Below are 14523 nucleotides of genomic sequence, written 5' to 3' on the forward strand. Positions count from 1 at the left end.
TAATCAATCTTCCGCAAGCAGGCTGGTCAGCTTCACCGCCGCCGCTTTCAGCTTTTCGACATGCGCGACGGCATCGGTCAGGCTGAGCCTTGGTTCCGGTGCGTGGAAAGACAATGTCGAGACCAGTCTGCCATTTCCTTCATGGATAGGCACGGCGATGGCGATCATGCCCTCCATGAACTCGCCATTGTCAGTGGAATAGCCCCGGTCGCGGATCTCAATGGCTTCGGCGATCAGTGCTTCAGGGTCCGACTGGGTCGTCGCGGTTCTGGGCTCGAGATCGGCGGACATGGCATAACTGCGCAGATGCCTGCGGTCGAGGCTGCTGAGATACATCTTGCCGCTGGCAGTGCAATAGAACGGCACACGCGTGCCCACCGGAAGCTGGATGCGCAGCGGCCATTTGGTCTCGACCCGGTCGAGATAGACCATCGCATCGCGGTCGGGGATCGCGATGTTGCAGGTCTCGCCGATTTCATCGGCCAACTGGTTGAGAATGGCCAGTCGCGCGGTCCTGATCCGCAGCGACGACAGGATGCCGGTGGACATCTTGCGCAAACGAAGGCCGGGGGAATACCCCCGGCCGTCGATTTCGCGTTGGATGAAGCCCTCTTGTTCCAGCGTGGTAAAGAGCCGGTGGATCGTGGGCTTTGGCAGGCCGAGGCGCTGATTCACCTCGGTCGGTGTTACGGGAACCCCCGCCTCGGCCATGGCTTCAAGCGCCATCAGCAGTCGCAGGTTGGTGGGAATTGCCGCTTCTTTATCGCCAGTATCCAAAATACCATCCACTTGTTTATGTCACATACCTCGTCTTAGCCCGACGGGATCAGGATCGTCGATAGGGCAGGTACCAGCGCCACGATGATCCAGACCGACAGAAGGGCGAACAGATAGGGAATCGTGTAGCGCAACAGGCGGAAATAAGGAACGCCCGTCACCCCCGATGCGACATAGAGGTTCAGGCCATAAGGCGGCGTGATAAAGCCGATCGACGCGCCAACCAGGAAGATCACTCCGAACTGCACCGGCTCGACCCCCACGGAATGCGCGATGGGCGCCAGAATAGGGGCGAGGATGATCGTTACCGGCAGGCTTTCCAGCACCATGCCCGCGACAAACACGATCGCCATTGAGGTGAACAGCACCGCGTAGTAGCCGCCCATGCTGCGGACGAAATCACCGATGAACTGCTGAGCACCCAGAACCGATAGGATCTGCTGCATCACCACCGAGACTGCGATCAGCGGTGCAAGAATGCCCGCGATCTGTGCAGAACGCATGGTGATCGAGGGCAACTCCAGCGGACCGAAGCCCTTGACTACCAGGTATTCCGTGATGCTGCGCTCACTGAAATCGCGATCCTCCGAAGGAGAGCCCATCAGCTTGTAGATCGGCAGGCTGAAAAAACCCACGATGATGCAGAAGCCCACGGTGACACCGGCCGCCTCGGTTGGAGAGAACTTGCCGGTATAGATACCCCAGAGCACCAGCCCGATGGCGAAGAAACCCAGCCAGGCGCCGACCGCGGTCTTGAACACGCGCCCAAATTGCAGCCGGATCAGATGACCCCAGCCATTGCGAGTACAGATCACGAAAGCCACCAGCATCATGCCGCCCACCATCAACGCACCGGGGATGATGCCCGCCACGAAGAGCTCGGAAATGGGCAGGTTCAACAGGAAACCATAGACGATGAAGATGATCGAGGGTGGGATGATGATCCCGACCGTGCCACCCGCAGCGGCGGTCGCCGCCGAAAAGCGTTCATCGTAGCCGCCTTTGACCATCTCGGGATGCAGCATCGACCCGATGGTGGCCGTTGTGGCCGAGTTCGAGCCCGAGATCGCCGCGAACAGACCGCAGGCTCCCAGGCTGGCCATGGCCAGACCACCTCGCAGCCAGCCGAGACAGGAATAGGCGAAATCGCTGAGCCTGCGGGCGATCCCTGAGCGGTTGATCAGGTCACCGGTCAGAATGAAGAGCGGCATTGCCAACAGGGCGAACCCGTCGGTGAACACATCCGCAAGGGCAGAGCCTGTGTTGATCAGCGGCAGGCCGAGCACAAAGCTCATCCCGATCACCCAATATCCGATCACCAGAAAGACCGGCACACCCAGCATGAACAGGAAGGTGACCGCTAGCGAAATCAATGTAACCCAGTTTCCATCAGTCATGGTCTTCTCCTCAATCCGCGCCGATGGCGACTGGAGCGATCAGTGGTGCGCCCGTCTTCAGGTTATTCAGATCAGTGAGCCAATTCTCCATTGACCGCGCCGCGATCAGGATGAAGCTGAGCGGCACCGAGACGAGGAACCACCATTGCAGCACGTTGTCGGTGCCCAGCAGGATCTGGAAATTTGCCGCCGAATTCGCTGCAACCTGTGTCGAGGTGACGACAACGATCCATGAAAACCCGATCCACAGCACCGCATCCAGGGACAGGCACAGAAATTGCAGCGTCCTAGGCATGTTGGTGCGAAACTCGGCGAAGGCCAGATGGGTCCTGAGTTTGACGTTATAGGCACATCCAGCCCAAGTCATGATCAGGAACAGGAAAGGCGGCAGGGTCGTCGACCATGGCGCCTGTACATTCAGGATAAACCGTCGGAATACCTCAACAAAGATGATGACGCCTATCAGCAGGTAGGTCGACACCATCACGGTTGATTCCAGGTTTCGCTCGACCCAGGGAATATACTTGTAGAGCAATAAAAAGAACGCCCCACCCAATAATGTGGCAAACGCGCCGACCACCCAAGCCGCGTTGGTCTTGAGTGATTCACTGATCATCCACGCGTCATTGGATAGAACCGCGCTGAAGATCTCCGAGATATCGCTGACAATAGTCGTCATGATCTGTCTCCTCCCTGAGACCGACGTTAGCGTATGTGTGAGTGTGCGGTATTTAATCGGCGGCGGGACGAACCCGCCGCCTGACTTGAATGTTTAGGCTTTCCACCAACGGCGCGGTTCGACATTTTCTGGCTTCATGTCGGCAGGCACTTCGCGGGCGATGCGATGCAGCTCGGTATAGGTATCGATGCCGCCGGCCCACTTGTTGATCCGCTCGCGCCACTGTTCCCATGGCTCGGGCTGATATTCGGGCGAGCACATTTCCTCGGCCAGCTTGATCTGCTCGTCCGAAAGGAACGCGTTGCGTACATCATTTTCGGCAAAGATCGTGTCCGGCAGTTGCGGATCCGAGAAACCGACCGTCTTGACCAGCGCGGCCTCGTTTGCCGCCTGCACGTGAACTTGAGCCAGATAGGAGGATTCCAGAACCGCATCCTGCAGGTGCCCATCCAGGCTATCGAACACCTTGGCCGACATCGAGGTGTGTTCGGTCCCGCAAAAGAACTTCAGGTCGACCGACTGCGTCACGACCGGCGCCATGTTGGCATAGGCCACTGCAGACGCCCATGTCTCCGCGCCATCGATAAGACCGGTCTTGAGGCCGTCCAGCGTTTCTTCCCACGCCACCGGAACCGGGTTCAGTTGCAGCAGCTGCATCGCGATCCGGCCCAGCTGCGTGCCCGTCACACGGTTCTTGGTGCCGAAGAGTTCTTCAAGCTTGGTGACCGTGGGTTTGTCGGCAAAAGACTGACCCATCTGCAGCCCGCGCAATTCGCAATGGCTGAACAGGAATTTCAGACCGTGACGCTTCTCCAGCGGTTCACGCAGGATCGCGTTCGATTCCGGGCTATACAGGAAGTGATACTGCGAGGCCCGACCCGGGAACACATAGGCATAGTCGAGAACGTTCAGATATGGCGCGCCACCGGCCGAGTTCTGGGTCGATGCAGCATAGATGTCGACGATGCCGTTCTGTGTTTTTTCCACACAGGACAACTGGCCACAAATCTGGTTGTCACCAATGAATTCGACCCTAATCTCACCATCAGTGCGCGATTCCAGATCGCGGGCAAATTCCAACGCGCCGGCGCGTTCGATCAGAAGGTTGCGCGCATTAAACCCAGATGCGCCGAATTTCAATGTGTGCTTGGCCTCTTTCGCGAATCGCTTTTCATAAGTCGACTCGGCAGCGGCAGCGAGCGATGGCAATGATGCGATCCCGCCCAGAGACCCGGCAGCGAGCAGGGTCGAAGACAGGCCATACTGTCCTGACAGCTTAAATAGGTCCCGCCGCGATATTCTGCTGAGCTTGTCAGCTACTTTCATGGATTCTTCCTCCCGTGGTACAGAATTCTCATTATTGAGACTTGTGGTATCATTTTTAGTATATTAAAGATGGTGACGCAAGGAAAACTTGCACGAGACCAGTTCCGATCTGGCGGAGGGCCAAAAAATGCAGACACAACAAGCTGATTACATCGTGGTTGGAGGGGGCTCCGCTGGTTGCGTCCTGGCGAATCGTCTGAGCAAGGATCCGGCAAATCGTGTGATTCTGCTGGAGGCGGGCCCGCGCGACTGGAACCCGTGGATTCACGTTCCGGTCGGGTATTTCAAAACCATGCACAACCCTTCGGTGGACTGGTGCTACCGGACCGAAAAGGATGAGGGGCTGAACGGTCGAGCAATCGACTGGCCGCGCGGCAAAGTGTTGGGCGGGTCATCCTCGCTGAACGGGTTGCTCTATGTGCGCGGCCAGAAAGAGGATTACGACCGCTGGCGTCAGATGGGCAATGAGGGCTGGGGCTGGGAAGATGTCCTGCCGCTGTTCAAACGATCCGAGAATCAGGAGCGCGGCGCTGATGAATTTCACGGTACGGACGGTGAGTTGTCAGTGTCGAACATGCGCCTGCAGCGGCCGATCTGCGACGCCTGGGTCGCAGCGGCGCAAACGGCGGGCTATCCGTTCAACTCGGACTACAATGGCGCCACGCAAGAGGGTGTGGGCTATTTTCAGCTGACCACCCGCAACGGTCGTCGCTGCAGTTCGGCGGTGGCGTTTCTGAACCCGGCCCGTAAGCGCCCGAACCTTCAGATCATCACCAATGCATTGGTTCAGCGCGTCGTCATCCAAGGGGGGTGCGCTACCGGCGTCCGTTACCTCGACAAGTCAGGGCAGGAATGTGAAGTGACGGCAAAGCGCGAGATCGTGCTGTCCTCTGGTGCGATCAACTCGCCACAGATCCTGATGCTGTCGGGCATTGGTGATGCCGCGCAGCTGAAGGAGAACGGCATCGACGTTGTGGCCGATCTGCCGGCGGTGGGCAAGAACATGCAGGACCACCTGCAGGCGCGGTTGGTGTTCAAATGCAATGAACCGACCCTCAACGACGAGGTGCGCAGCCTGATCAATCAGGCCAAGATCGCGATGAAATACGCGCTGTTTCGGGCAGGGCCGATGACCATGGCCGCAAGCCTTGCTGTCGGGTTCATGAAAACCGGCCTGCATGTGGATACGCCCGACATCCAGTTCCATGTGCAGCCCTGGTCCGCTGACAGCCCCGGCGAAGGGGTGCATCCATTTTCCGCCTTCACCATGTCAGTTTGCCAACTACGGCCCGAAAGCCGGGGCGAGATTGTGCTGGATGGTCCTGACCCACAAACCTATCCGAAAATTCACCCAAACTACCTGGCGACCGATCTGGATTGCCGGACCATTGTCGAAGGGGTCAAGATCGCCCGGTCCATCGCGCGCGAAGCACCGCTGAAGTCCAAGATCTCGGAAGAGTTTCGCCCAACCAAGGAGCTGGAACTCGACGATTACGAGGGCACGCTGGACTGGGCGCGCAGCAACTCGTCGTCAATCTATCACCCCACTGGCACCTGCAAGATGGGGCAGGGACCGAACACGGTGGTGGATGCGCGGCTGCGGGTCCACGGCATTCGCGGATTGCGTGTGGCCGATTGTTCGATCATGCCCGAGATCGTCAGCGGCAACACCAATGCTCCGGCGATCATGATCGGCGAAAAGGCCAGCGATCTGATCCTTGAGGATCAGGCCTGACCGGTCTGAAACTCAGTCCACGCCAGGCTCGTCTGTTCGCTCTGAGGGATGTGCAGACAAGTCGCATTCGCGCTTTCCGTGCGCAAACGCGGTTGTTCATTGACCCATTGCAGGCCAAAGTGCCTGCAAGAGGGCACCTGTAGCGCATCCCATGCGCCGCGCGGGAACCCGTCCAACCGGAGGCGCTTTTAGTGCGCATGAGAATACGGTGACCAGCGATACGCAGACGGGTATGGGGCAGGGCGCTCCCGCCCCGCTCAGCCGACCCTTGCTGGGAATCAACTTTTTCGCTGGCGATGTCACGGCAGGGTTCGGGCCTTACCTAGCAATCTATCTGCTGGCGCAGCTGCACTGGTCGCCGCAAAGCATCGGCTTTGCGCTGGCGCTCGGGTCCATCGTGACGGTGCTGGCACAGACGCCCGCCGGGGCGTTGATCGACTGGACCAGCGCAAAACTCGGGTTGATGGTGGCCTGCATCTCTGCCGTTGGGGTTGCCGCGCTGATGCTGGTGGTCACGGATTCGCAATATGCAATCTATGGCGCGCAGGCGACAATGGGTGTTGCGCTTGCCTTCCTTGGCCCGCTGATCGCCGCAATCACGCTGGGGGTTGTCGGGCGCGAGGCGTTCACCCGGCAGACCAGCGCCAATCAGGCCTGGAACCATGCCGGCAACGTAGTGGCAGCAGCCATAGCTGCCGGACTAGCGCTTGCGGGATTTGTTGATGGAGTCTTCATTCTGATCTCGGCCATGTGTGTCGGAATGATTTTTTGCACGACGCTGATCAAACCCTCACAGATCGACCATGAGGCCGCGCGCGGAGGTGTCGCCGAAGACAGCAAGGGCCAGGAACAACCCAGCGGCTTTACCACCATCCTCAGCGAGAAACGCCTGATCATCTTTGGTGCTTCGATCATCCTGTTTCATTTTGCCAATGCCAGTATGCTGCCGCTGGTGAGCCAGAAAGTGGCCAGCGGCGGTGATACTAAATCGGGCATTGCGTTTACGTCGGCCTGCATCATCTCGGCTCAGTTCATCATGATCGCCATGGCCATTCTCTGCGGCAAGACCGCCGATAGTTGGGGTCGCAAACCGCTGTTCCTGATCGCATTCTCGATCCTGCCGATCCGCGCATTGCTTTATACGCTGACCGACAATTCGGTATCGCTGGTCGCGATTCAGTCGCTGGACGGCGTGGCCAATGGAATCTTTGCGGTGCTATTCCTGCTGATCGTCTCGGATGTCACAAAGGGCACGGGGCGATTCAACGTGGCACAGGGCGCGCTGGCGACTCTGGTGGGCGTCGGAGCCTCGGCCAGCAACCTGATCGCCGAAGAGATCGTGCAGATCGCCAGTTATGACATGGCGTTTTATTTCCTTGCGGGCGTGGCCGTTCTGGGTGCGCTCATCTTTGCGTTCCTGATGCCGGAAACCGCCCAGCATGCCCGCCGTGATATGGCCGATCCCTCTCGTTCGGAGACCTGACAAGCCGCGCTTCCCGTAGACCACGCAACCAATACCGGAGAATGCCCATGTCATTCAGCCTTGGGGTTTCAATCGCCGTCTTCACTCTGATCGCCATTCGCGAATGGCTGCCATCGTTCCTGAAGATCTGGCATGTGATGACAGCGGGGGCCGTGGTGCTGCTGGTGAGTATGACAATCACACCGCAGGCCGCACTCAAGGCGATTGACTGGAATGTGATGCTCTATCTCTTTTCGGTGTTTTCCATCGGGCGGGCGCTTTACGAAAACGGTATCTCGCACCGGATCGCCGGGTGGATGGTGGGGTGGAGGACGCCCGGCGTGTCGCTGGTCGCCTTCATGTTGCTTTTTGCGCTAGTCGCCGCCGTCCTGACCAACGACGCAGCCGCCATCATCGGCACCCCGATTGCACTGATGCTGGCGCATCAGACCGGTGCGGATCAGCGCACATTTCTGGTGGCCCTCTGTGTGGCGGTCACCGTCGGCAGCATGGCGACCCCGATCGGCAATCCTCAGAACTTGCTGATCGCGGCCAGCGGCGAGGTTCCGGCCCCCATGGTCACCTTTCTGATCTGGCTGATCGTGCCCACGCTGATCTGCCTGGGTGGCAGCGCGCTGTGGCTGTCATGGCGTATGGTGGTGACCACGCCCGAGGCAGGCACCGAAGAGATTGAAGGGCAAGAGGGCACGCAATGGCCGGTCCTGTTGGCGATTGCTGTTCTGGTAGTGCTGGTGACGGTGGAAAGTGTGCTGGCCGCGACCGGGTCCGATATTGGCTATCCGCTGGGCGTGGCAGCGGCCATCGCCTGCCTGCCGGTTTATCTGTTTGACGGCGCGCGGGTGCGGACTTTTTTGCGGCTCGACTGGCCGACGCTGGTGTTCTTCGTGTCAATGTTCATCGTCACCGGCGCATTGCTGGATTCAGGCTCATTGCAGTCGATGCTGGGCGAAGAGCGCCAACACATGAACGAGCCCATGGTTACCGCCGGGATCAGCTTTTTCGGCAGTCAGGTCTTTTCGAACGTACCGCTGGTGGACATGTATCTGAAGCTGCTGCCCTCGTTCGAGGTGCCCAACCTGATGATGCTGGCGGGCGTATCGACGCTGGCGGGCAATGTCTTCATCATCAGCGCGGCAAGCAACGTGATCGTGTTGCAGATGGCCGACCGAATGGGCGCCGAAGAAGTCACCTTCACCCAGTTCATGAAGGATGTGCTGCCCATCGGACTGGTTTCGACAGGGATCACGATCGCCTGGATCCTAATGCTGGAAACCCATCTGGGCGGGTGATTGTGGTCAGCGGCACAGCTCGACCGTCACATGGCCGATCCCGTGCTGTTCGTTCAGCCAGATCTTGACCTGCGTTTTGACGTATTGCGCGTCGATGGCGGGATCAACCGTTAGCTCCAGCGTCGCCATGCTACGTTCTTGGGTGATCGACCAGGCGTGGAAATGCCCGACTTTGGCAACGCCTGGCACCTGGTCTTGTAATTGTTGGGTCACCGTGTCGCGGTCGAACCCCGTCGGTGCGCCCTCGAGCAGGATATGGGCGCTGTCCCGCACCACCGACCAGGCGGCGCGCAGAATGATCAGCGCCACAAAAACCGACAGGATCGGGTCGATCGGGGTCCAGCCGGTATAGATGATCACGATTGAGGCGATCAGCGCCGCGACCGAGCCAAGCAGATCGCCAATCACGTGCAGTACAGCGGCGCGGATGTTGAGGTTATCGCCGCTGCCGCGCGTCAGAATGATGAAGACCCCGATATTCACTACCAGCCCGGCCAGCGCTACCCACATCATCACCTTGCCCATGACCGGGGCAGGGTCTGAGAGGCGACCCCAGGCCTCCCAGGTGATCCAGATCGCGATCAGGAACAGCGCCAGTCCGTTCACAAAAGCCGCCAGAACCGAAAATCGGTCGAACCCATAGGTGCGTTTCCAGTCGGCGGGGCGGCGGGCCAGACGGAACGCGGTCCAGGCCAGGATCATCGCGCCGAAATCGGTCAGCATGTGCCCGGCATCCGCGATCAGCGCCAGCGAGCCCGAGATCAGCCCGCCCACCAGTTCCACAACCATGAAGAGCCCGGTCAGGACCGCTGCCAGCGCAACCTTTTTCTCGTTGGCAGCGTGGTGATGATGGTGATGCGCCGTGGCGGAATGGTCGTGATGGGCCATGAGTGGGCCTCCTTGAGCGGCCCACCGGCCTTCCGGATTCCGCCGTCAGTTTTTTAGCACTCTGTGACGGGTTTGATGAGTTCGCAAGCGGCAAAAGAGATTTGCGCGCAGAGGCGAAACTGACCGCCGCAGCGCCAATCAGGCGCTGCGGCGTGCGGAGTGGCAGATCCGGGGGGGAACGGATCAGGGGGTAGCAAATTCGCTTCCGGTCCAGACGAAGTCGAGCTGCGCAAAAACAGGAGAGGTCAGGATCGCCTCGGCGGGGTAGAGTAGGTTCAACTCGTCGCCAAAACGGGTTTCGCCGGGAACAAGCCCGGTGATGTTGTGCCAGACGCTCCAGTTGCCCGCATCGGTGACGGTGGTCGGATTGCTGAGTGCCGAAGGTTGATGCCAGCCCGCCGCATTCAGGATCGGTGTCAGGTCGAAGCGCGCATCATTGCTGGTGACCTCGGAACATTGGGCGGCGTCGCATTGCCAGCTGGCCCAGTCCTCGGCAGGGATGGTGCCTGCATCGGTCGCGGCCGGGTCTATCACCCGCGCCATCACCTGAAACGCACCGCCCGCATCGGGGCGTGTGATCGATAGCGGATCAACTGCCGGGTCACGTAGCGCCGCCGTGGGCGCCAGCCGCAACAGCCGCCCGATCAGGTCAATCTGCGCTGGCCCGTCGGCAGGCGCCATGCCGCCCGCAAGGGGCAGATTGCGCAGTGCGCTCTGCACCGGCATCGCGCCCCCTCGCGCGGCGATACCGACCAGTGCGGTGTCGAAGGCCTCGATGAAATCACTGCGCAGGCTGAAATCAAGAGGGAAACTGGCCTGTTGCGGCCCCACGGGCCGGACTTGCGCGCGGGTGACGAAGCTGAGTGGTGGCAGGGCGCCGGGTTGCGGCAGATTTATCTGCGGCCCGGCGATTCCTAGGGCCGCGGCAATCATGCGCGAGCGCTGCTCGACCTCGTCATATTCGGTCAGCAGGTTGAGATATCCGCCCACCTCGGTGATGTTGCGTGGCGGCGGGATGCGCGAGGGTGCAACATCGCCAGAGATCGCCAAACGGTGCGCGATGACCTCGCGCGCGCGCTGGATCGCCGGGGAATTAGTGGTTTCCAGGATAGAGATGATCGCCTGTGCGACATCCTCGTCGATCGACGTTTCTTCGGGCAGGTTTGTACTTGTATCACTCATAACAACTTCTCCTCTACTCGCTCAGCCGCCAAGACTGTTCAGGAAGTCCAGCGCAGCCGCGCTGCCCAGCTTCCGGTTCGACCCGTCGGGCGCTTCGGTGTTGACCTTGTCGAAAGCACCAAAGATATTTGACAGGATGTTCGCATTGCTTGGGTCCTTCAGTGCGTCTGCGCCGCCGGGGAAGTCCGAGAAGAATCCGGCGAAGAAATCACGCCGCTTGTCTTCGTCCTGCGCGCCCACCAGCGCGCTGATATTTCCGGCATTTTCCCCGAATTTCGTAAACTCCGCGAGTTTGGATTTGTCGGCGGCTTTCTTGTCCTTCACCTCCTTGTCCTGCGCCAGCGCCTTTGCGGCGGCCAGATCTTTGGCCTTGCCCGCCAATTCGGTGGCCTTGCCGACCAGATCCTTGGTCAGGTCGGTGGCGGAATCGACCGCCTTGTCACGGCCCGCCTGCACCGACTGGGTTTCGGCCTGAAGCTGTTTCTGCAGCGCCTCAAGCCCGGTCAGATCGGTGCCCGCACGGGCCAGATCGGGCGCGGCCTTGAGAATCTCGGCCAGCGGCGAGGACGGGATCGTACTGCCAGTGCCGATATCACCACCCGCGATGGTCAGAGCGTTCGTCGGCTGGTTCGTGGCCAGATCGCTGGGCGCGCGGGTGCCGAAGATCGAACTGTCATCCGAGGGCAGGACCGGCGCGTCGCCCACGGGCGGCGGCGTCGGTGAATCCTGCCAGTTCCAGAACCGGCGGTGATCGATCATCTCGCAGGAATTGCATCGGCCCAGAACGGCCTCACCCAGCAGCCCACGTGTGGGCAATGAGATCGAGCGGCGCGGCGGGCGGAAATCCTCGCGGTGGAAGCGCATCAGACTGTCCTGGATATCGCCGGTGGTCAGCTCAATCCGGTCCGACAGGTCCGCCGGAATGTGGAATGGCATGATCATCGAGTTGCCGTAGAACCCCAGCACCCGGTTCGACACCGCGCTGAGCAACGGGATTTCCGAGGATGCGTCCTCGAGCCCGCCTTCGGGCACGCCGATTGTAAAACGCTCCAGCAGGATCGCGCGTTCCTCGTCGGTCATGCTTTCCCAGATCGAGCGCGAATAGGACACGGTGTTGGACACCACATGCTGGTACATCTCTTCGATCCGGCGCAGGTCGCGACGGCTGAGCACATCATTTACCGCCGCCACCGCGTAAGGCAGCCGGGGCGGCAGGGATTGCACGCTGCCATCATCCAGCACCGTGGCCTCATCCGCCTGCCCGTCATTTATCGTGGCGCTGAACCGGGTGACCAGCGGCGCGCCGATCTGGTCGTCGAACTCACCCCCGCTGAGCGAGGTGTTCAGGCTGCGCTCGATATCGCGCAGCGCGCGGCCCGGATCGTCGTTGCCGAGGATGCCATCACTCAGATCACCCAGCAGACCGGGCAGGGTGATCACGTCTCCCCCAGTAAAGAAAGAATAGGCGAAACGCCCGGTGCGGCGATAGAGCTCCACCCGCGCGATATCGGCATGTTCGACCGAACGGGGCAGGGCAACGCTGCCCTCATAGGTCGTGGTGCGCACGGTGTTGCGGCGGGTATCGGCCAACCGCACCAGCAGGTTCTCGCGGTTCTTGGCCGGTTTTTCGTAGAAATCGTCGATATCCACGGGGGCGCCCACCAGCGGCACCGGACCGATCCGGTCGCCATCCTTGGTGATGATCGCCGCCGAGATATCGTCATTGGGCATGAAGACGCCACGTGCCGCGAACTTTACGATGTCCTGCGCTGTGCCCACATTGTTCTGCGGTTGGGCAAAGGGATCGGCGGCGAACTCTTCCAGCAGGCGCAGCGCGCTGCGGCGTCTGCGGCGGCTGCCGAATTCCTTACGCAGGGTTGCGGCATGCCGCAGCACGGTGGCGTAGCGATGCAGCAGGAACGCGCGGTTGACTGCTGGCGGCAGCGCTTCGGGCTGCGGCACTCGCCGGAAGGCGATCAGTTGCATCGGCACAAAACAGACCAATTGCACGCCCTCGATCCGCGTCTCGATCGAGAAATCGCGCAACACCTCAAACCATTGCATGGTCATGGCATGGCAATGGTTGCGGTTGGCTACAAACTTGGTCGATGCCCGGCGCCGGTCGGTTGCGGTGGCGGTGCGCACGCTTGTCCGGCTGGACCGGCGCTTGACCGAGGCCGAGCGTTCCAGCGAGGACGAGAATGCCTCGTGGGTTTCCGACAGGAACGAGCGCGAGGTGTTCTGCGAGGCCGAAGATGAGCCGCTGGAACTGGAACTGGCCGAACCACGGGTCCAACCTGCGCCGCCTGCGATACCGCCGAACAGACCACCGATGAATCCGCCAATGCCTCCGCCGACGCCGCCCGAAAAGCCCTTGGAGCTTGAACTGTTATTGGTGTTGAAGCGGGACGATCCCTGGATCAACTCGCTCAGTGCGGTGTTGAAGGTGGAATCGAACGAGGTATCACGGCTTTCCTCGAATTCCTGTTGTTCGCTGAAGCTCAGGCTTTCGCGTTCGCGCACGCTGAGCGTCTCGCGCTGTTCGGAGACCACGATGCGCTGCTCCTCGCCCGGTGCAAGCGGCAGCGAATAGATCAGACGCCCTAGCGACAGCCCGGCATGCACCGCCGTGGAGCGCATCTTGGCGACATAGCCCAGCGACAGGCTGGAAGCCTTGGGCACGTTCGTCGGGCGGGCCTCGAGATCCTCGAAGAAATCCTCGACATCTATCGGCTCTTCAATCGGCACCCGGTCGCGAAAGTTCCAGTCGCCGCCGCCGTTCTGCAAGGCGCTCAGGACGTTGGACGCGCTGATGCCCGCCCGCACGAACGCGCTGCCGGGCACCGTGGTGGGAAAAGTGACGCCGCCGACCACCCGGTCGCGGGTCAGGTTGGCAGGCCCCACCAGCGGATCGGTCAGACGGTAGAGCACCGAGTAGCGCCGGCGCGAGACAGTGCCACCCTCGGTCCGGTATTCCGAGGCGCAATCGCCCTCGCCCAGCACCAGCGGCGGCTGGTTCGACTGGAAATCCTCGATATTCTCGTCCGCATCCTCGGAATCAACGGGGAAGAGGTCCGTCAGCTCCCCCACCACCGAGCGGGCCAACGGGGTCAGGGTACGCTCCAGCACCACCAGACCCAACTGGCCGTCGATGGCATCCACCCGCGACACGGCATGTGTCAGGCTAGCATTCTGCCCGCGCAACCGCAGGCGCAGCCCGTTCTGCGGCGCCCGCAGACCCGGCAGGGCCAGCGAAAACCGCCCGCGCCGGTCGGTCACTGTCTTGGGGACTGGCCACGAAAAGCTGCCCATGCCTTCGTTAGTGCCAAATTCTGGGCGCAGCGCCTCGATGATCAGCCGCTCGGCGGGTGAGCCGTCGGGGTTCAGGATCTCTCCGCGCAGCTTGGTCGCAAGCGTGGCGGGAAAACCGGCAAAGAACCCGGCCTCGCCCAGGTCCTTCTTGAAGGTGCCAAGCTGTCGGAACACCGCCGTCATGCCAAGGCTGCGGCGCTCGACAAGTTCAGCGACGGCATCTGGCGAAAGTTCGATCCCTTCGCCACGTCTGAGCGCGCGCAAGCGGTCCTGCTCGCTGCGTTTGTCAGAGATGACGGCGGTGACCGCATCACCCGAAGCCGAGAATTTCAAGGCCTCTTCTGCCTGCGGTTCTGCATCCGGCACGGAAACGGAGATGGAACGGGAAAGTCGGTCTGAATCAGCCACAATGAACCCCTTAACCAATTGAAAAAACGAAAATATAAAAATTTATG

The 14523-nt window shown here is 60.7% G+C and carries 10 protein-coding genes; 3 read left to right on the forward strand and 7 right to left on the reverse strand.

What is annotated here, in order from left to right; all coding sequences use genetic code 11:
* Positions 1 to 3: 3 nt before the first annotated feature.
* The 4 genes from AB1E33_RS05325 to AB1E33_RS05340 form a co-directional block, all read right to left on the reverse strand.
* On the reverse strand, positions 4 to 777 hold the full coding sequence (locus tag AB1E33_RS05325; RefSeq protein WP_372576222.1) for an IclR family transcriptional regulator: 774 nt from the start codon (positions 775 to 777) through the stop codon (positions 4 to 6).
* Between the two features lie 35 nt (positions 778 to 812).
* On the reverse strand, positions 813 to 2174 hold the full coding sequence (locus AB1E33_RS05330) for a TRAP transporter large permease (RefSeq protein WP_372576223.1): 1362 nt from the start codon (positions 2172 to 2174) through the stop codon (positions 813 to 815).
* A 10-nt stretch (positions 2175 to 2184) separates the two neighbouring features.
* Positions 2185 to 2853 carry a TRAP transporter small permease gene (locus tag AB1E33_RS05335; protein WP_372576224.1) on the reverse strand — a complete coding sequence of 223 codons (669 nt, stop codon included), beginning with the start codon at positions 2851 to 2853 and terminating at the stop codon, positions 2185 to 2187.
* Positions 2854 to 2946: 93 nt separating this feature from the next.
* Positions 2947 to 4179: a TRAP transporter substrate-binding protein gene (locus AB1E33_RS05340; protein ID WP_372576225.1), complete on the reverse strand. Its 1233-nt coding sequence runs from the start codon at positions 4177 to 4179 to the stop codon at positions 2947 to 2949.
* Between the two features lie 127 nt (positions 4180 to 4306).
* Here AB1E33_RS05340 and AB1E33_RS05345 point away from each other — a divergent pair, with 127 nt between their 5' ends.
* From AB1E33_RS05345 to AB1E33_RS05355, 3 genes are all read left to right on the forward strand, one after another.
* Positions 4307 to 5914, forward strand: a complete 1608-nt coding sequence (locus AB1E33_RS05345) for a GMC family oxidoreductase (protein WP_372576226.1) — start codon at positions 4307 to 4309, stop codon at positions 5912 to 5914.
* Between the two features lie 208 nt (positions 5915 to 6122).
* Entirely contained in the window at positions 6123 to 7397 is a 1275-nt protein-coding gene (locus AB1E33_RS05350) for an MFS transporter (RefSeq protein ID WP_372576227.1), read from the forward strand.
* A gap of 47 nt (positions 7398 to 7444) precedes the next feature.
* On the forward strand, positions 7445 to 8686 hold the full coding sequence (locus tag AB1E33_RS05355; protein WP_372576228.1) for an ArsB/NhaD family transporter: 1242 nt from the start codon (positions 7445 to 7447) through the stop codon (positions 8684 to 8686).
* 6 nt (positions 8687 to 8692) lie between these two features.
* On the opposite strand, the gene AB1E33_RS05360 is transcribed toward AB1E33_RS05355, so the two are convergent.
* From AB1E33_RS05360 to AB1E33_RS05370, 3 genes are all read right to left on the reverse strand, one after another.
* Positions 8693 to 9574: a cation diffusion facilitator family transporter gene (locus AB1E33_RS05360; RefSeq protein ID WP_372576229.1), complete on the reverse strand. Its 882-nt coding sequence runs from the start codon at positions 9572 to 9574 to the stop codon at positions 8693 to 8695.
* Between the two features lie 183 nt (positions 9575 to 9757).
* Positions 9758 to 10756 (reverse strand): hypothetical protein, encoded by a 999-nt coding sequence (locus AB1E33_RS05365; protein WP_372576230.1) that lies wholly within the window; start codon positions 10754 to 10756, stop codon positions 9758 to 9760.
* Between the two features lie 21 nt (positions 10757 to 10777).
* Entirely contained in the window at positions 10778 to 14476 is a 3699-nt protein-coding gene (locus tag AB1E33_RS05370; RefSeq protein ID WP_372576231.1) for a hypothetical protein, read from the reverse strand.
* Positions 14477 to 14523: the final 47 nt, after the last annotated feature.

Source organism: Ruegeria hyattellae (assembly GCF_041537925.1).
Lineage (GTDB): Bacteria > Pseudomonadota > Alphaproteobacteria > Rhodobacterales > Rhodobacteraceae > Ruegeria_C.

Bases quoted from the DNA above. Each gene is read 5' to 3' on its own strand.
- AB1E33_RS05360 (WP_372576229.1), bottom strand. From the start codon at position 9,574: ATGGCCCATCACGACCATTCCGCCACGGCGCATCACCATCATCACCAC.
- AB1E33_RS05355 (WP_372576228.1), top strand. From the start codon at position 7,445: ATGTCATTCAGCCTTGGGGTTTCAATCGCCGTCTTCACTCTGATCGCC.
- AB1E33_RS05330 (WP_372576223.1), bottom strand. From the start codon at position 2,174: ATGACTGATGGAAACTGGGTTACATTGATTTCGCTAGCGGTCACCTTC.
- AB1E33_RS05335 (WP_372576224.1), bottom strand. From the start codon at position 2,853: ATGACGACTATTGTCAGCGATATCTCGGAGATCTTCAGCGCGGTTCTA.
- AB1E33_RS05340 (WP_372576225.1), bottom strand. From the start codon at position 4,179: ATGAAAGTAGCTGACAAGCTCAGCAGAATATCGCGGCGGGACCTATTT.
- AB1E33_RS05365 (WP_372576230.1), bottom strand. From the start codon at position 10,756: ATGAGTGATACAAGTACAAACCTGCCCGAAGAAACGTCGATCGACGAG.
- AB1E33_RS05345 (WP_372576226.1), top strand. From the start codon at position 4,307: ATGCAGACACAACAAGCTGATTACATCGTGGTTGGAGGGGGCTCCGCT.